This is a genomic window from Duganella sp. 1224, from assembly GCF_013408245.1.
Taxonomy (GTDB): Bacteria; Pseudomonadota; Gammaproteobacteria; order Burkholderiales; family Burkholderiaceae_D; genus Rugamonas.
On sequence record NZ_JACBYS010000001.1, the window covers coordinates 715434 to 731091 of the forward strand.

The 15658-nt window shown below is 67.9% G+C and carries 13 protein-coding genes and 1 pseudogene; 9 read left to right on the forward strand and 5 right to left on the reverse strand.

Going from position 1 to position 15658, the window contains the following annotated elements:
• Together FHW58_RS03295 and FHW58_RS03300 are read right to left on the reverse strand one after the other, a co-directional pair.
• Positions 1-2151 carry a xanthine dehydrogenase family protein molybdopterin-binding subunit gene (locus FHW58_RS03295; RefSeq protein WP_179671629.1) on the reverse strand — a complete coding sequence of 717 codons (2151 nt, stop codon included), beginning with the start codon at positions 2149-2151 and terminating at the stop codon, positions 1-3.
• Positions 2148-2969: an alpha/beta fold hydrolase gene (locus tag FHW58_RS03300; protein WP_179671630.1), complete on the reverse strand. Its 822-nt coding sequence runs from the start codon at positions 2967-2969 to the stop codon at positions 2148-2150. The genes FHW58_RS03295 and FHW58_RS03300 overlap by 4 nt, the downstream gene beginning before the upstream one ends.
• A 203-nt stretch (positions 2970-3172) precedes the next feature.
• Between FHW58_RS03300 and FHW58_RS03305 the strand changes: the two genes are divergently transcribed.
• Entirely contained in the window at positions 3173-4105 is a 933-nt protein-coding gene (locus FHW58_RS03305) for a GlxA family transcriptional regulator (RefSeq protein ID WP_179671631.1), read from the forward strand.
• An 11-nt stretch (positions 4106-4116) separates the two neighbouring features.
• Here the strand turns inward: FHW58_RS03305 and FHW58_RS03310 are convergent, their stop codons facing one another.
• Positions 4117-5397, reverse strand: a complete 1281-nt coding sequence (locus FHW58_RS03310; RefSeq protein ID WP_179671632.1) for an MFS transporter — start codon at positions 5395-5397, stop codon at positions 4117-4119.
• A 93-nt stretch (positions 5398-5490) separates the two neighbouring features.
• On the opposite strand from FHW58_RS03310, the gene FHW58_RS03315 reads away from it, so the two are divergent.
• On the forward strand, positions 5491-6126 hold the full coding sequence (locus FHW58_RS03315; protein ID WP_179671633.1) for a response regulator transcription factor: 636 nt from the start codon (positions 5491-5493) through the stop codon (positions 6124-6126).
• Between the two features lie 20 nt (positions 6127-6146).
• Positions 6147-7052: a catalase gene (locus FHW58_RS03320; protein ID WP_179671634.1), complete on the forward strand. Its 906-nt coding sequence runs from the start codon at positions 6147-6149 to the stop codon at positions 7050-7052.
• A 7-nt stretch (positions 7053-7059) separates the two neighbouring features.
• On the opposite strand, the pseudogene FHW58_RS03325 reads toward FHW58_RS03320, so the two are convergent.
• Positions 7060-7555, reverse strand: a pseudogene (locus FHW58_RS03325) (2Fe-2S iron-sulfur cluster-binding protein).
• 252 nt (positions 7556-7807) lie between these two features.
• Between FHW58_RS03325 and FHW58_RS03330 the strand changes: the two are divergent.
• From FHW58_RS03330 to FHW58_RS03355, 6 genes are all read left to right on the forward strand, one after another.
• Positions 7808-9139, forward strand: coding sequence for a gluconate:H+ symporter (locus FHW58_RS03330; protein WP_179671635.1), 1332 nt, complete (start codon positions 7808-7810; stop codon positions 9137-9139).
• 3 nt (positions 9140-9142) lie between these two features.
• On the forward strand, positions 9143-12172 hold the full coding sequence (locus tag FHW58_RS03335; protein ID WP_229265035.1) for a glycosyl hydrolase family 28-related protein: 3030 nt from the start codon (positions 9143-9145) through the stop codon (positions 12170-12172).
• Positions 12162-13031: an alpha/beta hydrolase gene (locus tag FHW58_RS03340; protein ID WP_179671636.1), complete on the forward strand. Its 870-nt coding sequence runs from the start codon at positions 12162-12164 to the stop codon at positions 13029-13031. Before FHW58_RS03335 ends, FHW58_RS03340 begins: the two co-directional genes overlap by 11 nt.
• Positions 13032-13117: 86 nt before the next feature.
• Positions 13118-13360: a hypothetical protein gene (locus FHW58_RS03345; RefSeq protein WP_179671637.1), complete on the forward strand. Its 243-nt coding sequence runs from the start codon at positions 13118-13120 to the stop codon at positions 13358-13360.
• Positions 13361-13561: 201 nt separating this feature from the next.
• Complete coding sequence (locus FHW58_RS03350; protein ID WP_179671638.1) at positions 13562-14554, forward strand: hypothetical protein; 993 nt, start codon at positions 13562-13564, stop codon at positions 14552-14554.
• Positions 14555-14722: 168 nt separating this feature from the next.
• Positions 14723-15418, forward strand: a complete 696-nt coding sequence (locus FHW58_RS03355; protein WP_229265036.1) for a Crp/Fnr family transcriptional regulator — start codon at positions 14723-14725, stop codon at positions 15416-15418.
• On the opposite strand, the gene FHW58_RS03360 is transcribed toward FHW58_RS03355, so the two are convergent.
• Positions 15415-15621: a hypothetical protein gene (locus FHW58_RS03360; protein ID WP_179671640.1), complete on the reverse strand. Its 207-nt coding sequence runs from the start codon at positions 15619-15621 to the stop codon at positions 15415-15417. The two genes, FHW58_RS03355 and FHW58_RS03360, sit on opposite strands and share 4 nt — an antisense overlap.
• Positions 15622-15658: the final 37 nt, after the last annotated feature.

Here is a 15658-nt window from a genome sequence, read left to right on the forward strand (position 1 = left end):
TTAAGTCGGGGTTGCGGCCAGGGCCGCGGCGATCGGCAGCTTGCGCACGCGCTGGCCGGTGGCGGCGTACACCGCGTTGGCCAGCGCCGGCATCACCGCCGAGGTGCCCGGCTCGCCCATGCCGCCCGGCGCCTCGTTGCTGGCGACGATGTGCGTCTCGATCACCGGCGTTTCGTTCATGCGCAGCACCCGGTAGTCGTGGAAATTGCTTTGCTCGACGCGGCCGTCCTTGAAGGTGACGTTGCCGTATAAAGCGCCCGAGATGCCGAAGATGGCCGCGCCTTCCACCTGCGCGCGGATGGTGTCCGGATTGACGGCAACGCCACAATCGAGTGCGCACACCACGCGGCTGACGCGTACCTCGCCGTCCTCGATGTGGGCGTCCACCACCATCGCCATGTAGGTGCCGAAGGCGTATTGCACCGACAGGCCGCGTCCCGTCTTGCCGGCGCGCGGGCCCTTCCAGCCGGCCTTTTGCGCGGCCAGGCGCAGCACCTGCTCGGCGCGCGGATTCTGCTTCAGCAGTGCCAGGCGGTATTGCAGCGGGTCGGCCTTGGCGGCGGCGGCCAGTTCGTCGATGAAGCTCTCCACCACGAACACGTTGTGGGTCGGGCCGACCCCGCGCCAGAAGGCGGTGGGAATGTGCGGCGGCTCGTGGCGGGTGTAGTCGACCTTGATCGACTTGAAGGCATACGGCGGCGTTTCGGCGCCATCCAGCGTTTCCGAGTCCCAGCCGTTGTTGAAGGCGGCCGGCAGGAAGCGCCCCAGCACCGAGGAACCGGTGACGTGGTGCGACCAGGCCACCGGCGCGCCGCCGGCATCCAGACCGGCGCGGATGCGGTCGTAGAAGTAGGGGCGGAACATGTCGTGCTGGATGTCGTCCTCGCGGCTCCAGATCACCTTGACCGGGTGCCTGACCTCGCGCGCCACCCGCACCGCGCGCTCCACGCCGTCGATCTCCAGCCGGCGGCCAAAGCCGCCGCCGAGCAGGAAGTTGTGCACGGTGACCTTTTCCACCGGCAGACCGGTGACCTTGGCGGCCACGCCGCGCGCCAGCGTCATCACCTGGGTGCCGGTCCAGATCTCGCAGCTGTCCGGCGTCACGTGCACGGTGCAGTTCATCGGCTCCATCGCGGCGTGGGCCAGGAAGGGCTGTTCGTAGGTGGCTTCGATCACGCGCGCGGCATTGCGGAAGGCCTGTTCGGGGTCGCCCTCGCTGCGCACCTTGGCGCTGCCGGCATCGGCGGAGCGCACCATGTCGGCCACGATGTCCGCGGTGCCGAGTTTGGCGTTGGGACCGTCGTCCCAGCGCAGGTCCAGTTGCTGCACGCCGCGCTGCGCGGCCGCGTAGTTGTCGGCGACGACGGCGGCGCCGTCCTCCAGCCGCACCACCTGGCGCACGCCCGGCACCTTGAGCGCGGCCGCTTCGTTCAGGCTCGCCAGGCGGCCGCCGAACACCGGCGTGATGGCCAGCGCGGCCACTTTCATGCCCGGCAACTGGACGTCGATGCCGTATTGGGCCGAGCCATCCAGCTTGCCGTGCGTGTCGAGGCGGCGCGTGACCTTGCCGATCAGGCGGAAGTCCTTGGGGTCTTTCAGCACGATGGTTTTCGGGTCCGGCAGCGGCAGGCGCGCGGCGGCATCGGCCAGCGCGCCGTAAGGCAGCTTGCGGCCGGACGCCGCGTGGATTACGGCGCCATGCTCGGCGCGGCAACTGGCCGGGTCGACCTGCCATTGCTGCGCGGCGGCCTGCACCAGCAGCATGCGGGCGGCGGCGCCGGCCTGGCGCATCGGCATCCAGGCGGCGCGCATGGTGGTCGAGCCGCCGGTGACCTGGAAGCCCAGCGCCGGATTGACGTAGCGCTTGTCGTCGGCGCCGGCGTGCTCCAGTTGGACGTCCTTCAGGTCGACCTCCAGTTCCTCGGCGATCAGCATCGGCACCGAGGTGTACGTGCCCTGGCCCATTTCGACGTAGGGCATGGTCAGGTGGACCTTGCCGTCGGCGGTAATGCGCACCAGCGCGTTCGGCTCGAAGGCGGTGGTCGCGGCGGTGGCGGCGTCGCGGGCACGGGCCGAGGGAATGGCGATGTGCAGCGCCAGGCCGCCGCCAGCGGCGGCCATGGCTTTCAGGAAGAGACGGCGGTCGGTCATGCGAGCTCCTTGCGCAGGAAGGTGTCGACCTGTTCGACGAACAGGGAGGGATACTGGAACAGCGAGCCGTGGCCCGCATCGGGGTACAAACTGAGTTGCGCGTGCGGCAGGTGCTGGAACAGGCGCACCGATTGCTCGGTCGGGAACATGGTGTCGTGGCTGCCCTGGACCACCAGCACCGGCTGTTTGATGCGCTTCAGCAGCGAGAAGCCGGGGTCGCGCCGCTCGCACCAGGTTTCAATCGCCAGGTACTGGGCGGTGAAGACCTGCGACGGCGGATTCGGTCCGGCTTCGTCGCGGAAGGTCAGGCGCTCCAGGAAGGCCTTGCCGCGCCGCTGGCTGTTGGCGCTGGGCGTGAAGAACAGGTGCAGCAGGATCTCGGCCGGGGTCTTGCCGCCGATTTCGCTGATCACCTTGCGGAAGTCGGCCGAGCCTTGGCCGGACGGGCAGCCGCCGGCCAGCACCACGCGGCGCACGGTCTGCGGCTGGTTGGCGGCGATTTCCTGCGCCAGGAAGCTGCCCAGCGAGAAGCCAAGCAGATCGACCTGGCCGAGGCCCAGCGCCTCGATCAGGGCAACCGCGTGCTGCGCCATTTCCGGCACATTGGATGGCGTGACGCCGTGCGACGCGCCGACGCCGGCGTTGTCGAAGACGATGACCTGGCGCTGTCTGGCCAGGCCGTCGATGACCAGCGGATCCCAGTTGTCCATGGTGCCGGTGAAGTGCTGCATCAGCACCAGCGGCGGCTCGGCGCCGCGCTCGCCGACCTGGCGGTAGGCGGTCGCAATGCCATTGACCGTGATGGTGTGGGTCGTCATGTGGGCTCCTTGCAGGGTGAAATGAAAAAATTATAGGAGCGCGCTCCCCGCAATTTGGGACGTAAATCGCGCATTTCAGGACATGCCTGCGATATGCGGCGGCGCTAGCAAAGGCGCGGCCGCCGGTATAGCCCCCGAAAGAGGGCGGATGCCCCCGCTTACGCTGGATCGTCTTGCGGGAGAGGCGCCGCTACCATCGCCACATGAAATCAATCGCCTTTTTCATCTTCCCCGGATTCGAGCTGCTGGACTTCGCCGCCGTCACCGTGTTCGAGATGGCCAACGTGCTGTCCGGCGCGCGCCTGTACCAGCTGACGATGCTGTCGCAGGCCGGCGGCGCCATTGCCAGTTCCGCCGGGCCGGTGGTCGAGACGCGCGCCGCCGCCGACGCCCCATGCCCGCTCGACACGGTGCTGGTGTTCGGCGCGGTGGGCAGCCTGCCGACCGGCGCGGCGGCGGTGGACATGGTGCGGCGCGCCTGCATGGCGGCGCGCCGCGCCGGCAGCATCTGCACTGGCGCCGAGCTGCTGGCCGCCACCGGCCTGCTGGACGGCTGCCGTGTCACCACCCACTGGGCGCGCGCGGACGAGCTGCAACGCCGCTTCCCGCGGCTGAAGGTGGCGCCGGAAGCGATCTACGTCAGGGATGGCAAATACTGGAGTTCGGCCGGCATGACCGCCTGCATCGACCTGGCGCTGGCCATGGTGGAGCAGGACCACGGCGCCGAGCTGGTGCTGCAGATCGCGCGCCAGATGGTGATCTACCACCGCCGCGCCAGCAGCCATTCACAGTTTTCCACGCTGCTGGAGCTGGCGCCGCGCTCCGACCCGATACAGAAGGCGCTGGCGTATGCGCGCGCGCATCTGCGGCGCCAGTTGTCGGTGGACGAGCTGGCCGGCGTGGCCAATCTGAGCCGGCGCCAGTTCACGCGCCGCTTCCGCGACGAGACCGGGCAGTCGCCGGCCAAGGCGGTGGAGTCGCTGCGCCTGGAGTCGGCGCGCGAGATGCTGGAAAATACCCGCCACACGCTGGATTACATCGCCCGCGAGGCCGGCTTCGCCCAAGTGGAGCAGATGCGGCGCGCCTTCCTGCGCGTGTGCGGCACGCCGCCGCAATCGCTGCGGCGGGCCGCCTGAATGTCAGGTGCTCAATCGCGCGCGGTGCGCACGAACAGTGCGGTCAGCATGCCGAGCAGGCAGACCGCGATCACATAATAGGCTGGCGCCAGCGGATCGTTCTTCAGCATCAGCGTCACCACCACCGGCGTCAGTCCGCCGAAGATGGCGTAGGACAGGTTGTACGAGAACGACAGGCCGGAGAAGCGCACCTGCGGCGGGAAGGCCCGCACCAGCACCGACGGCACCGCGCCCACCACGCCGACGAAGAAGCCGGTCAGGCCGTACAGCGGCAGCAGCAGCTCCGGCCGCGCGCGCAGCGTGGTGTAGAACAGGTACACGCACACCGCCAGCAGCAGGGCGCCGATGAACAGCACCGGCCGGGCGCCGACGCGGTCGGCCAGCACACCATAGAAGACGCAGCCCAGCGCCAGGCCGACCGTGGCCAGGGTGTTGGCCACCAGCGAGGTGCGGGCGTCGATGTGATAAATCTTTTGCAGCAGCGCGGGCGTCATCAGGATCACCACCACGATGCCGGCCGACAGCATCCAGGTCAGCAGCATGGAGACAGTGACGGCGGCGCGGTGGCCGCGCAGCACCGACTTGAGCGGCATCTCGGCCGCCAGCGCCTTGCGCCGGGCCATTTCGGCGAACACCGGCGTCTCGTGCAGCCAGCGGCGCAGGTACATCGAACCGAGGCCGAACACGCCGCCCAGCAGGAACGGCCAGCGCCACGCGCCGGCCAGCACCTCGGCCGGCTGGTAGGCGGTATTCAGGCCGGTGGCCACCAGCGAGCCAAGCAGGATGCCGAAGGTCAGGCCGGCGGTCAGCACGCCGCAGGCGTAGCCGGTGTGGCGGGGCGGCACGTGCTCGGAGACGAACACCCAGGCGCCCGGCACCTCGCCGCCCACTGCCGCGCCTTGCAGCACCCGCATCAGCAACAGCAGCAGCGGCGCGGCCAGGCCGATGCTGGCGTAGGTCGGCAGCAGGCCGATGGCCAGCGTCGGCACCGACATCAGCAGGATGGACAGCGTGAACATGCGCTTGCGGCCCAGCAGGTCGCCAAAGTGGGCCATGACGATGCCGCCCAGCGGCCGCACCACGTAGCCGGCGGCGAACACGCCGAAGGTTTGCAGCGTGCGCAGCCAGTCGGGCATCTCCGGCGGGAAGAACAGCTGGCCGATGGCGTTGGCGAAAAATACAAAAATGATGAAGTCGTAGAATTCCAGGGCGCCGCCGAGGGCGGCCAGTGCCAGCGTCTTGTAATCCTGGCCGGTCAGCGGCCGGGCCGGCGAAATGGAGGTGGCGGTCATGTGCGCTTGTCTCTGGTGGTTGTTGCTGTGAGTGCGGATACTACCCTAGAACGAGGGATGGCGGGATGGGACAAATTGCGTAGAATATCTGGCATGAGCCTCCCGTCTTCCATCCGTGTCATGATCGTCGATGATCACCCCCTGCTGCGCGAGGGACTGCTGGCCATCCTGGCCAAGGCCCCCGACATTGAACTGGTGGCGGAAGCCGATAGCGGCGAGGAGGCGGTGGCGCGCTTTGTCGAGGTACGGCCCGACGTCACGCTGATGGATCTGCGCATGCCGGGGCTGGGCGGCTTGAACGCCATTTCCGCCATCCGCCGCAACCGTCCCAATGCCCGTTTGATCGCCCTCAGCACTTACGCCGGCGGTGCGCTGGTGCAGGCGGCCCACAAGGCCGGCGCCTCCGGCTATCTGCTCAAGAGCATGCTGGCCGAGAATGTGCTGGACAGCATACGCACCGTGCACCGCGGGCGCGAGGTCTGGCCCTCCGAGCTGCTGGGCGGGCAGATCTACTTTGAACGCGACCGCCTGAGCTTCCGCGAACTGGATGTGCTGCGCAACGTGGCCGGTGGCCTGTCCAACCGCGCCATCGGCGACAAACTCGGCATCAGCGAGGAAACCGTCAAGAGCTATATGCGCACGGTGATGACCAAGCTGGGGGCCAACGATCGCACCCACGCCGTCACCATCTGCCTGCAGCGCGGCCTGCTGGACACCTGGGAACTGTAAGCGGGACCACGCACGGCGCGATGAGCACCCCCAACGGCCCGCTGCCCCTGCTCGACGCCCTGACGCGGCAAGGCGTCCACGCCGGCAAGCGCGCCAGCCACGCGCGCGGCTATTGCGCGGTCGGCCATTTCGCGCCGGACGCCGGCGCCGCCGCCTTTGCCGGCGCGCCGCTGCTGCGCGACGGCCCGCTGCCGATGACGGTGCGCTTCTCGGTGGCGGGCGGCGATCCCCACGCCTCCGAAAAAACGCGCAGCCTGCGCGGCATGGCGCTGCGCCTGCACGGCGTGTATGAAACCTATGACATCGTGCTGGTGTCGGAGCCGATCTTTTTCGCCGCCACGCCGCTGTCCTATCTGAGCTACCTGGAGGCGCATGCGGCCGATCCACGCACCGGCGTCGCCGATCCGCAGCGGCTGGCCGCCCATGCGCAACGCCATCCGGACACCGCGCGCCTGCCGGCGCTGCTGGCGGCGCACGCGGCGCCGGCGTCGTACGCGTGCACGCCGTATCACTCGACCCACGCTTTCCTGTTCACCGGCGCCGACGGCGAGGCGCGGCCGGCGCGCATCATGGCCGAACCGCAGGCCGGCACGCAGTACCTGAGCGGCGCGCAGGAACGCCAGCTGCCGGACAGCTTCCTGGAGCGCGAGATGGACGAACGCCTGCTGCACGGGCCGATCCGCTTCCGGCTGTACGCGCAGCGGCCGGCGCAGGGCGATCCGCTCGACGATCCCAGCATGCCGTGGCGCGGGCAGGACAAGGTGCTGCTGGGCAGCCTGGTGATCAGCGCGCTGGCCGACGACAGCTGCGACCACATGGTCTTCCTGCCGACCCGGCTGCCGGCCGGCATCGCCGCCAGCGACGATCCGATCCTGCGCGCCCGCGCCGCCGCCTACGCCGCCGCCTCGCTCAAGCGCCGGCGCTAGCCGCAGTTCACAGCATGCGGCGCGCCAGCAGGTCGCGGATGTTGCCAATGGCGGCGGCCGGATTGAGGCCCTTGGGGCAGACGTCGGCGCAGTTCATGATGGTGCGGCAGCGGAACAGGCGGTAGGCGTCATCGACGTTGTCGAGCCGCTCCTTCAGCGCGGTGTCGCGCGAGTCGGCCATGAAGCGGTAGGCTTGCAGCAGGCCGGCCGGACCGACGAAGCGATCGGGATTCCACCAGAACGTCGGGCAGGCGGTGCTGCAGCAGGCGCACAGGATGCACTCGTACAGGCCATTCAGCAGGTCGCGTTGTTCAGGCGATTGCAACCGCATACCCCTCGCGGCAGGAGCGGCGGCACGACAGGCTGTCGTCGATCTCGTTCTTGATGTGGGTGATCAGGTCCAGCACCATGGTACCGCGATGGCCGTCGATGCTGTAGGTCTGCATGCGCGGCGCCGCGTCCTGGTCTGGGTCGTAGCGGTAAATCTGTAGGGTGACGGTCATGGCGTATCTCCTCGGTGAGAAGCTTGGACCGTTGTGGCGCCGAGACGCTCATGCTGCAACGCAGTATGAATAACGCTTTACAAATTCTCAAGTTGCGCTAAAGTTCAACAAAATGATAACGCTATCTTGACGCGCGTTAACCTCCTTGAATGAACAGTCTCTGGCGCATGGATGTCGCGCCGGTTGCTTCAGGCGAGGAATGTTAGCGCTATCTGAGTCAAGGGCGACAGACAACAACACATGGAGACACACATGACCAGCCCCGCATGGGCGCTGCTGGCCGTGGCGCTGTCGGTCGGCCTGCTCACGCTGCTGATCGCCTGGTCCAAGGTGCAGCCGTTAATCGCCTTCGTGGTGGCCGCGCTGGCCGCCGCGCTGCTGCTTGGCATGCCGCTGGAGAGCATCCCCAAGTCGATCGACAAGGGCATCGGCGATCTGCTTGGGTCGCTGATCGTCATCGTCTGCCTGGGCGCGGTGTTCGGCAAGCTGATCGCCGACAGCGGCGCCGCGCAGCGCATCGCCAGTTACCTGATCGGCGTGTTCGGTTCCGCGCGCATGCCGGTGGCGCTGACGCTGACCGGCTTCGTGGCCGGCATTCCGCTGTACTACAACGTCGGCTTCGTGCTGCTGGTGCCGCTGGTGTTCTCGCTGGTGTACCAGAGCGGACGTCCGGCGGTGGCGCTGGCGATACCGCTGCTGTGCGGACTGTCGATCGCGCACGGCTTCCTGCCGCCGCACCCGTCGCCCACCGCGCTGGTGGCGCAGTTCCATGCCGACATGGGCCGCACCTTGTTGTATGGGCTGATGGTGTCGGTGCCGACGCTGATCATCGCCGGGCCGCTGTTCGCCATGACGCTCAAGCGCATCAAGGCCGAGCCGGCGCCGATGTTCCGCACCGGCCTGCGCGACGAGGCCGAACTGCCCGGCGCCTTCAACAGCTTCGCCACGGCGTTGCTGCCGGTGTGGCTGCTGGCCGCCGCCACCGCCGCCGGCGCGCTACCGATCGCCGATCCGGCGCTGAAAAAGCTGGTCGGCTTCCTCGCCAATCCCATGATCGTGATGCTGGTCGCGCTGCTGGTGGCGGTGCTCACGCTGGGCGTGGCGCGCGGGCAGAAGCTGCCGGCGTTGATGTCCGGCGCGCAGGAGGCGCTGCGCGACATCGCGCCCATCCTGCTGGTCATCGCCGGCGCCGGCGCGCTCAAGCAGGTGCTGGTGGATTCCGGCGTCAGCGCGCAACTCGGCACGCAACTGGGCGCGCTGCCGGTGCCGCCGCTGGTGCTGGGCTGGCTGGTGGCGACGCTGATCCGCATCTGCCTGGGTTCCGCCACCGTGGCGGGACTGACGGCGGCCGGCATCGTGGCGCCGGTGGTGCAGCAGTCGGGCATTGATCCGTCGCTGATGGTGCTGGCGATCGGCGCCGGCAGTTTGATGTGCAGCCATGTGAACGACTCCGGCTTCTGGATGTTCAAGGAGTATTTCGGGCTGTCGCTGAAGGACACTTTCCGTTCCTGGACACTGATGGAAACGCTGGTCGGCGTGTTCGGGCTCATTTTCGTATTGCTTCTTTCTGCCTTCCTGGGATAACAGATGATGAAACCAATCGTGAGTATGCTGGCCGCGGCAGCACTGGCCGCGCCCCTGCTGGCGCAGGCGGCCTCGGTCTCCGCCTATCAGACCATGCCGGACGATCCGCGCGCGGTGCAGGTCAAAGCCGCCGGCGACGGCCGCACCGACGATACCGCCGCCATCCAGGCGGCGCTGGACGCGGCCTCCAACCAGGGCGAGGGCGGCGTGGTGTTCCTGCCGTCCGGCCGCTACCGCATCACCCGTTCGCTGCTGGTGCCGCTGGCGGTGCGGCTGTACGGCGTCGGTCCCACGCGGCCGGTGCTGATGCTGGCGCCGAACACGCCGGGCTTCCAGAAGGGCGTGGCCAACATGGTGGTGTTCACCGGCGGCGACCAGTACACCGTGGGCAAGGTGCCGGTGCCGGTGAAGAGCGCCGTGCCGTACAGCGACCAGGTGCGCGACGCCAATTCGTCCACCTTCTATTCGGCGATGAGCAATGTGGACTTCGAGATCGGCGACGGCAATCCGGCGGCGGCGGCGGTGCGCCTGCGCACCGCGCAGCACTCCTACCTGAGCCACATGGACTTTCATATCGGCTCCGGCCTGGCCGGCGTCTACATGGTCGGCAACGAAAGCTTCGACCTGAAGTTCTACGGCGGCCGCTATGGCATCCTGACCGAGAAGACCTCGCCGGCGTGGCAATACACGCTGATGGACGCCACCTTCGAGGGCCAGCGCGAGGCGGCCATCCGCGGCCACGAGGCCGGCCTCACGCTGATCAACACCACCATCCGCAACACGCCGGTCGGCATCGAGATCAGCCGTGGTTATGGCGACTGGTTGTGGGGCAAGGACGTGCGTTTCGAGAACGTGTCGAAGGCGGCGGTCATCATCAGCAACGAGGACAACGTCTACACGCAGGTCGGCTTCGACAACGCGGTGGCGAAGAACGTGCCGGTGTTCGCGCGCTTCCGCGACAGCGGCAAGACGGTGCCCGGCTACGGCCCGGTGTACCAGGTCAGCGAATTCAATTATGGCCTGATGCTGCCGGGACTGGGCAGCGTGGGCAAGTTCGGCACCAACGTCAAGGGCGCCGCGCTGAAGGCCATGCCAGCCCAGCGCGCGCCGGTGATGCGCGCGCTGCCGTCGACCAGGGAATGGGCCAGCGTGCGCGCCTTCGGCGCCGTTGGCGACGGCGTCACCGACGACACGGCGGCGGTGCAGAAAGCCATCGACAGCCGTCGCGTGGTGTATCTGCCGCAGGGCTTCTACATGGTGCGCGACACCATCCGCCTGAAGCCGGACACGGTGCTGGTCGGCCTGCATCCCGGCGTCACGCAACTGCTGCTGCCGAACGGCGCGCCGCTGTATGCCGGCGCCGACGGGCCGAAGGCGCTGCTGGAAAGCGCGAAGGGCGGCGACGCCATCGTCTCCGGCTTTGGCCTGGCGACCGGCGAGGTCAATCCGCGCGCGACGGCGCTGTTGTGGCGCGCCGGCGCCGATTCGCTGGTGGACGATATCCGCATCCAGGGCGGCCACGGCACGCGCCTGTATGACGGCAAGCGCCGCGACCCGTACCAGAAAAGCGCCAACTTCGATCCCACGCTGCACTGGGACCGCCAGTATCCGAGCATCTGGGTCACCGATGGCGGCGGCGGCACCTTTGTGGCCTGCTGGTCGCCCAGCACCTTCGCGCAGGCGGGCTTCTACGTTTCCAACACCAAAACGCCGGGCAGGGTGTACGAGCTGTCGGCCGAGCACCACGTGCGCGCCGAGATCGTGCTGGATAACGTGGAGAACTGGGAGTTCCTGGCGCCGCAAACGGAGCAGGAGGTGCGCGACGGCATGGACGCGGTGTCGCTGGAGATCCGCAACTCGCGCAACATCACCTTCGCCAACTACCACGCTTACCGCGTCACGCGCTCGATCAAGCCGGCCGTGTCGGCGGTGAAGATGACCAACTCGGGCAACATCCGCTTCCGCAACGTGCACGTGAACGCGGAAAGCGGCTTCGCCACCTGCGACGAAAACGGCTGCGACACCTATCTGCGCGCCAGCAAATACCCGTTCGAGAACACGCTGCAGGACCTGACGCACAAGCAGGAAGTGCGCGAGCACGAATTCGCGATGCTGGACATCGGCCCGGACGTCCCGGCCAGCGCGGCGCCGGCGCCGGACCCGCGCGTCCGCAAGCTGGAAGACGGCTTTTACTCCATCGCCGGCGCGGCGGTGGACAGCCAGGGCAAGCTGTATTTCGTCGACCGCCGTTTCAACCGCATCTACAGCTGGTCGAAGCGGGACGGACTGGCGGTGGTGCGCGACGCCCCGCTGGACCCGGTCAACCTGGCCATCGACAAGAGTGGCGCCATCATGGTGGTGTCGTCGTTCGGGCCGGAGGGCACGGTGTATTCGTTTGACCCGCGCCAGCCGGCCGGCCCGGTCACCGTCATCAAGCCGACGCCGGCGAAGGCCGCCAGTGGCGCGCGCGTGGTTGTGCCGGTGAATTTCTGGCAGAACGGCGAATTCCGTGACCAGCTGAATTTCGACACCTACGAATTCACCACGCTGGCCGAGATGTTCGCGCGCGACGTGGCGCTGCCCAAGCAGCGCGAATACGTGTCGCCGGACGGCAGCCTGGTACTGCCGGCCTACCGGGTGTTCAAGCAGGGGCCGAACGACCATCTGGGCTACCGCTTCTCGGACACGCTGGACACACACGGCCTGGTGTCGGCCGGCGCCGATGGGCGCGTGGTGTTCACCAACGGCTCCGAGAACCGCACCTTCAGCGGTGTGATCGGCGCCGGCGGCGCCATCACGGACCTGAAGCAGGTGGCCAATCGCGGCGGCGAAAGCGCGGCGGTGGATGACAAGGGCAATGTGTATGTCGCCAACGGGCAGGTGTTTGTCTACGCGCCGGACGGCAAGGAAATCGGCCGCATCGACGTGCCGGAGCGCCCGCTACAATTGATCTTTGGCGGCGACGATGGCCGCACGCTGTTCATTCTCACGCATCACGCGCTGTACGCAACGGGAGGCATTCATGCGCAATAAACTGGTGGTCTTGCTGTTGGCGGCGTGCGCGCACGCGGGCGCGCAGCAGTTGCCCTTGTGGCCCGATGGCGCGCCGGGCGCGGAGCAGCGCCGCGCCGAGGCGGAGAAGGTGGACAACACCTATGTCAGCAATGTCCACAATCCGTCGCTGACGGTGGCGCGCGCCAATCCGCGCCACGCCAACGGCGCGGCGGTCATCGTCGTGCCGGGCGGCGGCCATCGCATGCTGGTGTTCCAGAACGAGGGCATGGTGGCGGCCAAGGCGCTCAACCGCGTGGGCATCACGGCCTTTGTGCTGAAGTACCGGCTGGCGCGCGACCAGGGCTCGTCGTATTCGATCGAGAACGACGCGGCGGCGGACCTGCGCCGCGCCGTGCGCTGGGTGCGCGCGCATGCGGCCGATTACGGCATCGATCCACACCGGCTGGGCGTGATGGGCTTCTCGGCCGGCGGCGAACTGGTGTCGCTGGTGGCGGATAATCCCGAGCCGGCGCCGCCCGCCAGGGACGCCATCGACCGCCAGAGCGCGCGGCCGGATTTCCAGGTGCTGGTCTATCCCGGTCCGCTGGGCGTGCCGGCCAGGGCGGTGCAGAACGCGCCGCCGGCCTTCATCGTGGCCGGCTCCAACGACAAGTGCTGCATGCCGCCGGCGCTGGGCTTGTACCAGCAGCTGGTGGGGGCGGGGGTGTCGGCCGAGCTGCATCTGTATGCCGATACCGACCACGCCTTCAACATGGGCCAGCGCTCGGAGCGGCTGTCCGATGTGCACTGGCCCGACCGCCTGTTCGACTGGCTGGGCGACGGCGGCTGGCTGATTCCGCACAATGGCCAGCCACCGCAGGGCGTACCGGCGCCATAGTTGCGCTCCCGCCACGGGCGTGAGTTACCGCACGGCAGAAGCTGCTGTAGAATCCGAGAATTGGATTTTGTCCATCGGAGGCAGCGATGTCTACTAAGCAAACTTTCCGGCCTGACTACCACTCGTCCGAGGTGGTGGAAGCCGGCATCGAGCGCGCCGACCGGCTCGGTCCGGAGAGCGCGGCGGAATACCTCAGCCACCGCGGGGTGCTGGAAAGCGTGATCAAGCGTGTTATTTCCGAGCCGGAACATCGGCGCAACCCGGGCCGCCTGCGCTCGCGTGACGAGCGCCAGATGGAAGAGGGCGCGCGCAGCATCAAGTTTTCCTGAGCGTCCGCCGGGGCGCCGTGCCGGCCGCGTGCCCGGCGCCTCCTCCGTTCCCCTCCCGCCGCCATTCTTTGCGGCGCGGTGCACCGGACTTTCCGACGCGGCCTTTATGCTCGCTCAAGTGCGCGCCCGCGCACGTTTGACGGCGCTCTAGTGGCGCGCGCGGCACCGGTCTACGCTGGCGTTTTTTGCCGGGAGACCGTGATGGCCGCAACTGACCCTTCGGTACTGGTAGTGGGCGTGGTGCCGTCGCTGACGTGGGCGGTGGCGCACTGCCTGCGGCGGGCCGGCCGCACGCCGCTGGTGCTGGCCCGGCAAGCCTGCTGGCCGATGCTATGGAGCGGCGATTGTCGCCGCCACCTGCGCTGGCAGGGCGTGCGCGGCAACGGCGCGCCGCTGGATACGGCGGCGTTGACGCAGGTGCGCCAGGTGTGCGACAGCGCCGGCATCGAGCGCGTGATCGGCGCCGACCACGACACGGTACTGCTGCTGGCGCAAGGCGCAGCGGCGGCGCAACTGCCGGTGTGCGCGTTGCCGCAGCCCTCGACCATGTTGACCTTCCACGATCAATGGAACTTGACGCGGCTGCTGCGGGCGGCCGGCCTGCCGGCGCCGGACAGCATGCGGGCCGACGATGCGGCGCAGTTGCTGGCGCATCCGCTGGTGTATCCGATCATCACCAGGCCGCTGGACCATCGGGCCGGCGCGGGCTGCCAGGTGCACCGCAGCCCGGCCGCGCTGCAGCGGACGCTGGCGCGCGGGCGGCTGGCGCCGCCGTTTCCTCTCATTGCGCAGTCATGGATTCCCGGCTGGAAGGTGGGCGCGTCGTTTCTCGCCAGTAAGGGGCGGCTGGCCGCGTGTTCGGTGTACCGCCACCGGCGGCGCGGCGAGCGGACGTTTTATCCGAGCGCGCGGGTGCGCGAGTACGTGGAGCGCTTCGCGGCGGCCTGCGACTACAGCGGCGCCGGCCACCTGGAGCTGCGCTACGATCCCGCGCGCGACAGTTATGTCATTCTGGCGCTGAATCCGCACGGTTGGGCCTCGTTGCTGTACACGGAGCGGGCGGGCCTGAATTACCCGGATTTGCTGCTGAGCCTGGACGGCGCGCCGACCCAGGTGGCAACGCCGCGTGCCGGCCGGGTGCGCCTGCCATGGCATGAACGCCTGGCGGCTTGCGCGGGCGGCGCCACGGCGTAGGATCAGGCTGACAAAAGGCTATGTTCCCAACCTACATAAGGCGTGTAAGTGCTCCTATAATTAAGCGCACATAGCGCGGATATAGTGTGACTCATCCAACACAAACACACGATGAGGCACGATATGTACGCAACTAATCAAACTGTTTCCGCCAACATTCCTCGCGCTATGCAGCACACCGCCACCCCGGCCATCAGCCTGACCGGTGCGCAGCAGAACGAGTTGTTGCGTGCCCTGTCGCGTGAAGAACTGATCGACCTGTTCGTCCACCTGGACCTGGTGCCGCTGGAAGTCGGCAAGCGCCTGTTCGACACCGGTGAAGCGATGGAATACGCCTACTTCCCAACCAACGCCATCATCTCGCTGCAGTATGAAACCGAGGACGGCGGCGCCGCCGAGGTGGCGGTGGTCGGCCGCGAAGGCGTGGTCGGCGTGTCGATGTACGAAAACGAACGCGCCAACTGCTCGGCCGTGGTGCAGAGCAGCGGCTACGGCTACCGCATCAAGTCGGCGGTGCTGCGCCAGGCCTTCTTCAGCGGCGGCGCGCTGGCCCAGCAGCTGATGCGTCACACCAGCGCGCTGTTCGCCCAATTGGCGCAGACGGTGGCCGGCGTGCGCCACGGCAGCATCGAGCAGCGCCTGTGCCGCTGGCTGCTGGAACGCCTGGACCGCTCGGTGTCCAACGAACTGAAAGTGACCCAGGAAATGATTGCCAACATGCTGGGCGTGCGCCGTGAATCGATCACCTGCTGCGCCGGCAAGCTGCAGGAAGAAGGCTTGATCGAATACCGCCGCGGCACCGTCACCATCATCGACCGTCACGCCATGGAACGCCGCGCCGGCGGCTGCTACTCCCCCGCCTAATGCAGATAGCGCGGCGCTTGCTGGAGTTGATCCAGCTTGCGCTGCACCAGTTGATACCACGCCTGCGCCCAACGCGCCGCCGCCTGCGACTCCTCAATCGTCGTCGCCGAAATCGTCCTGCGCACCGCCACCATCTGCCTGTGCATCGCATAGGCGGCGGGCGTGTATTTGCGCGGTGTGGTGGTGTTGGTGTGCGTATCCATGGACTTTATTTTGCGCGTCCACTGTGGCTGCGGCTGT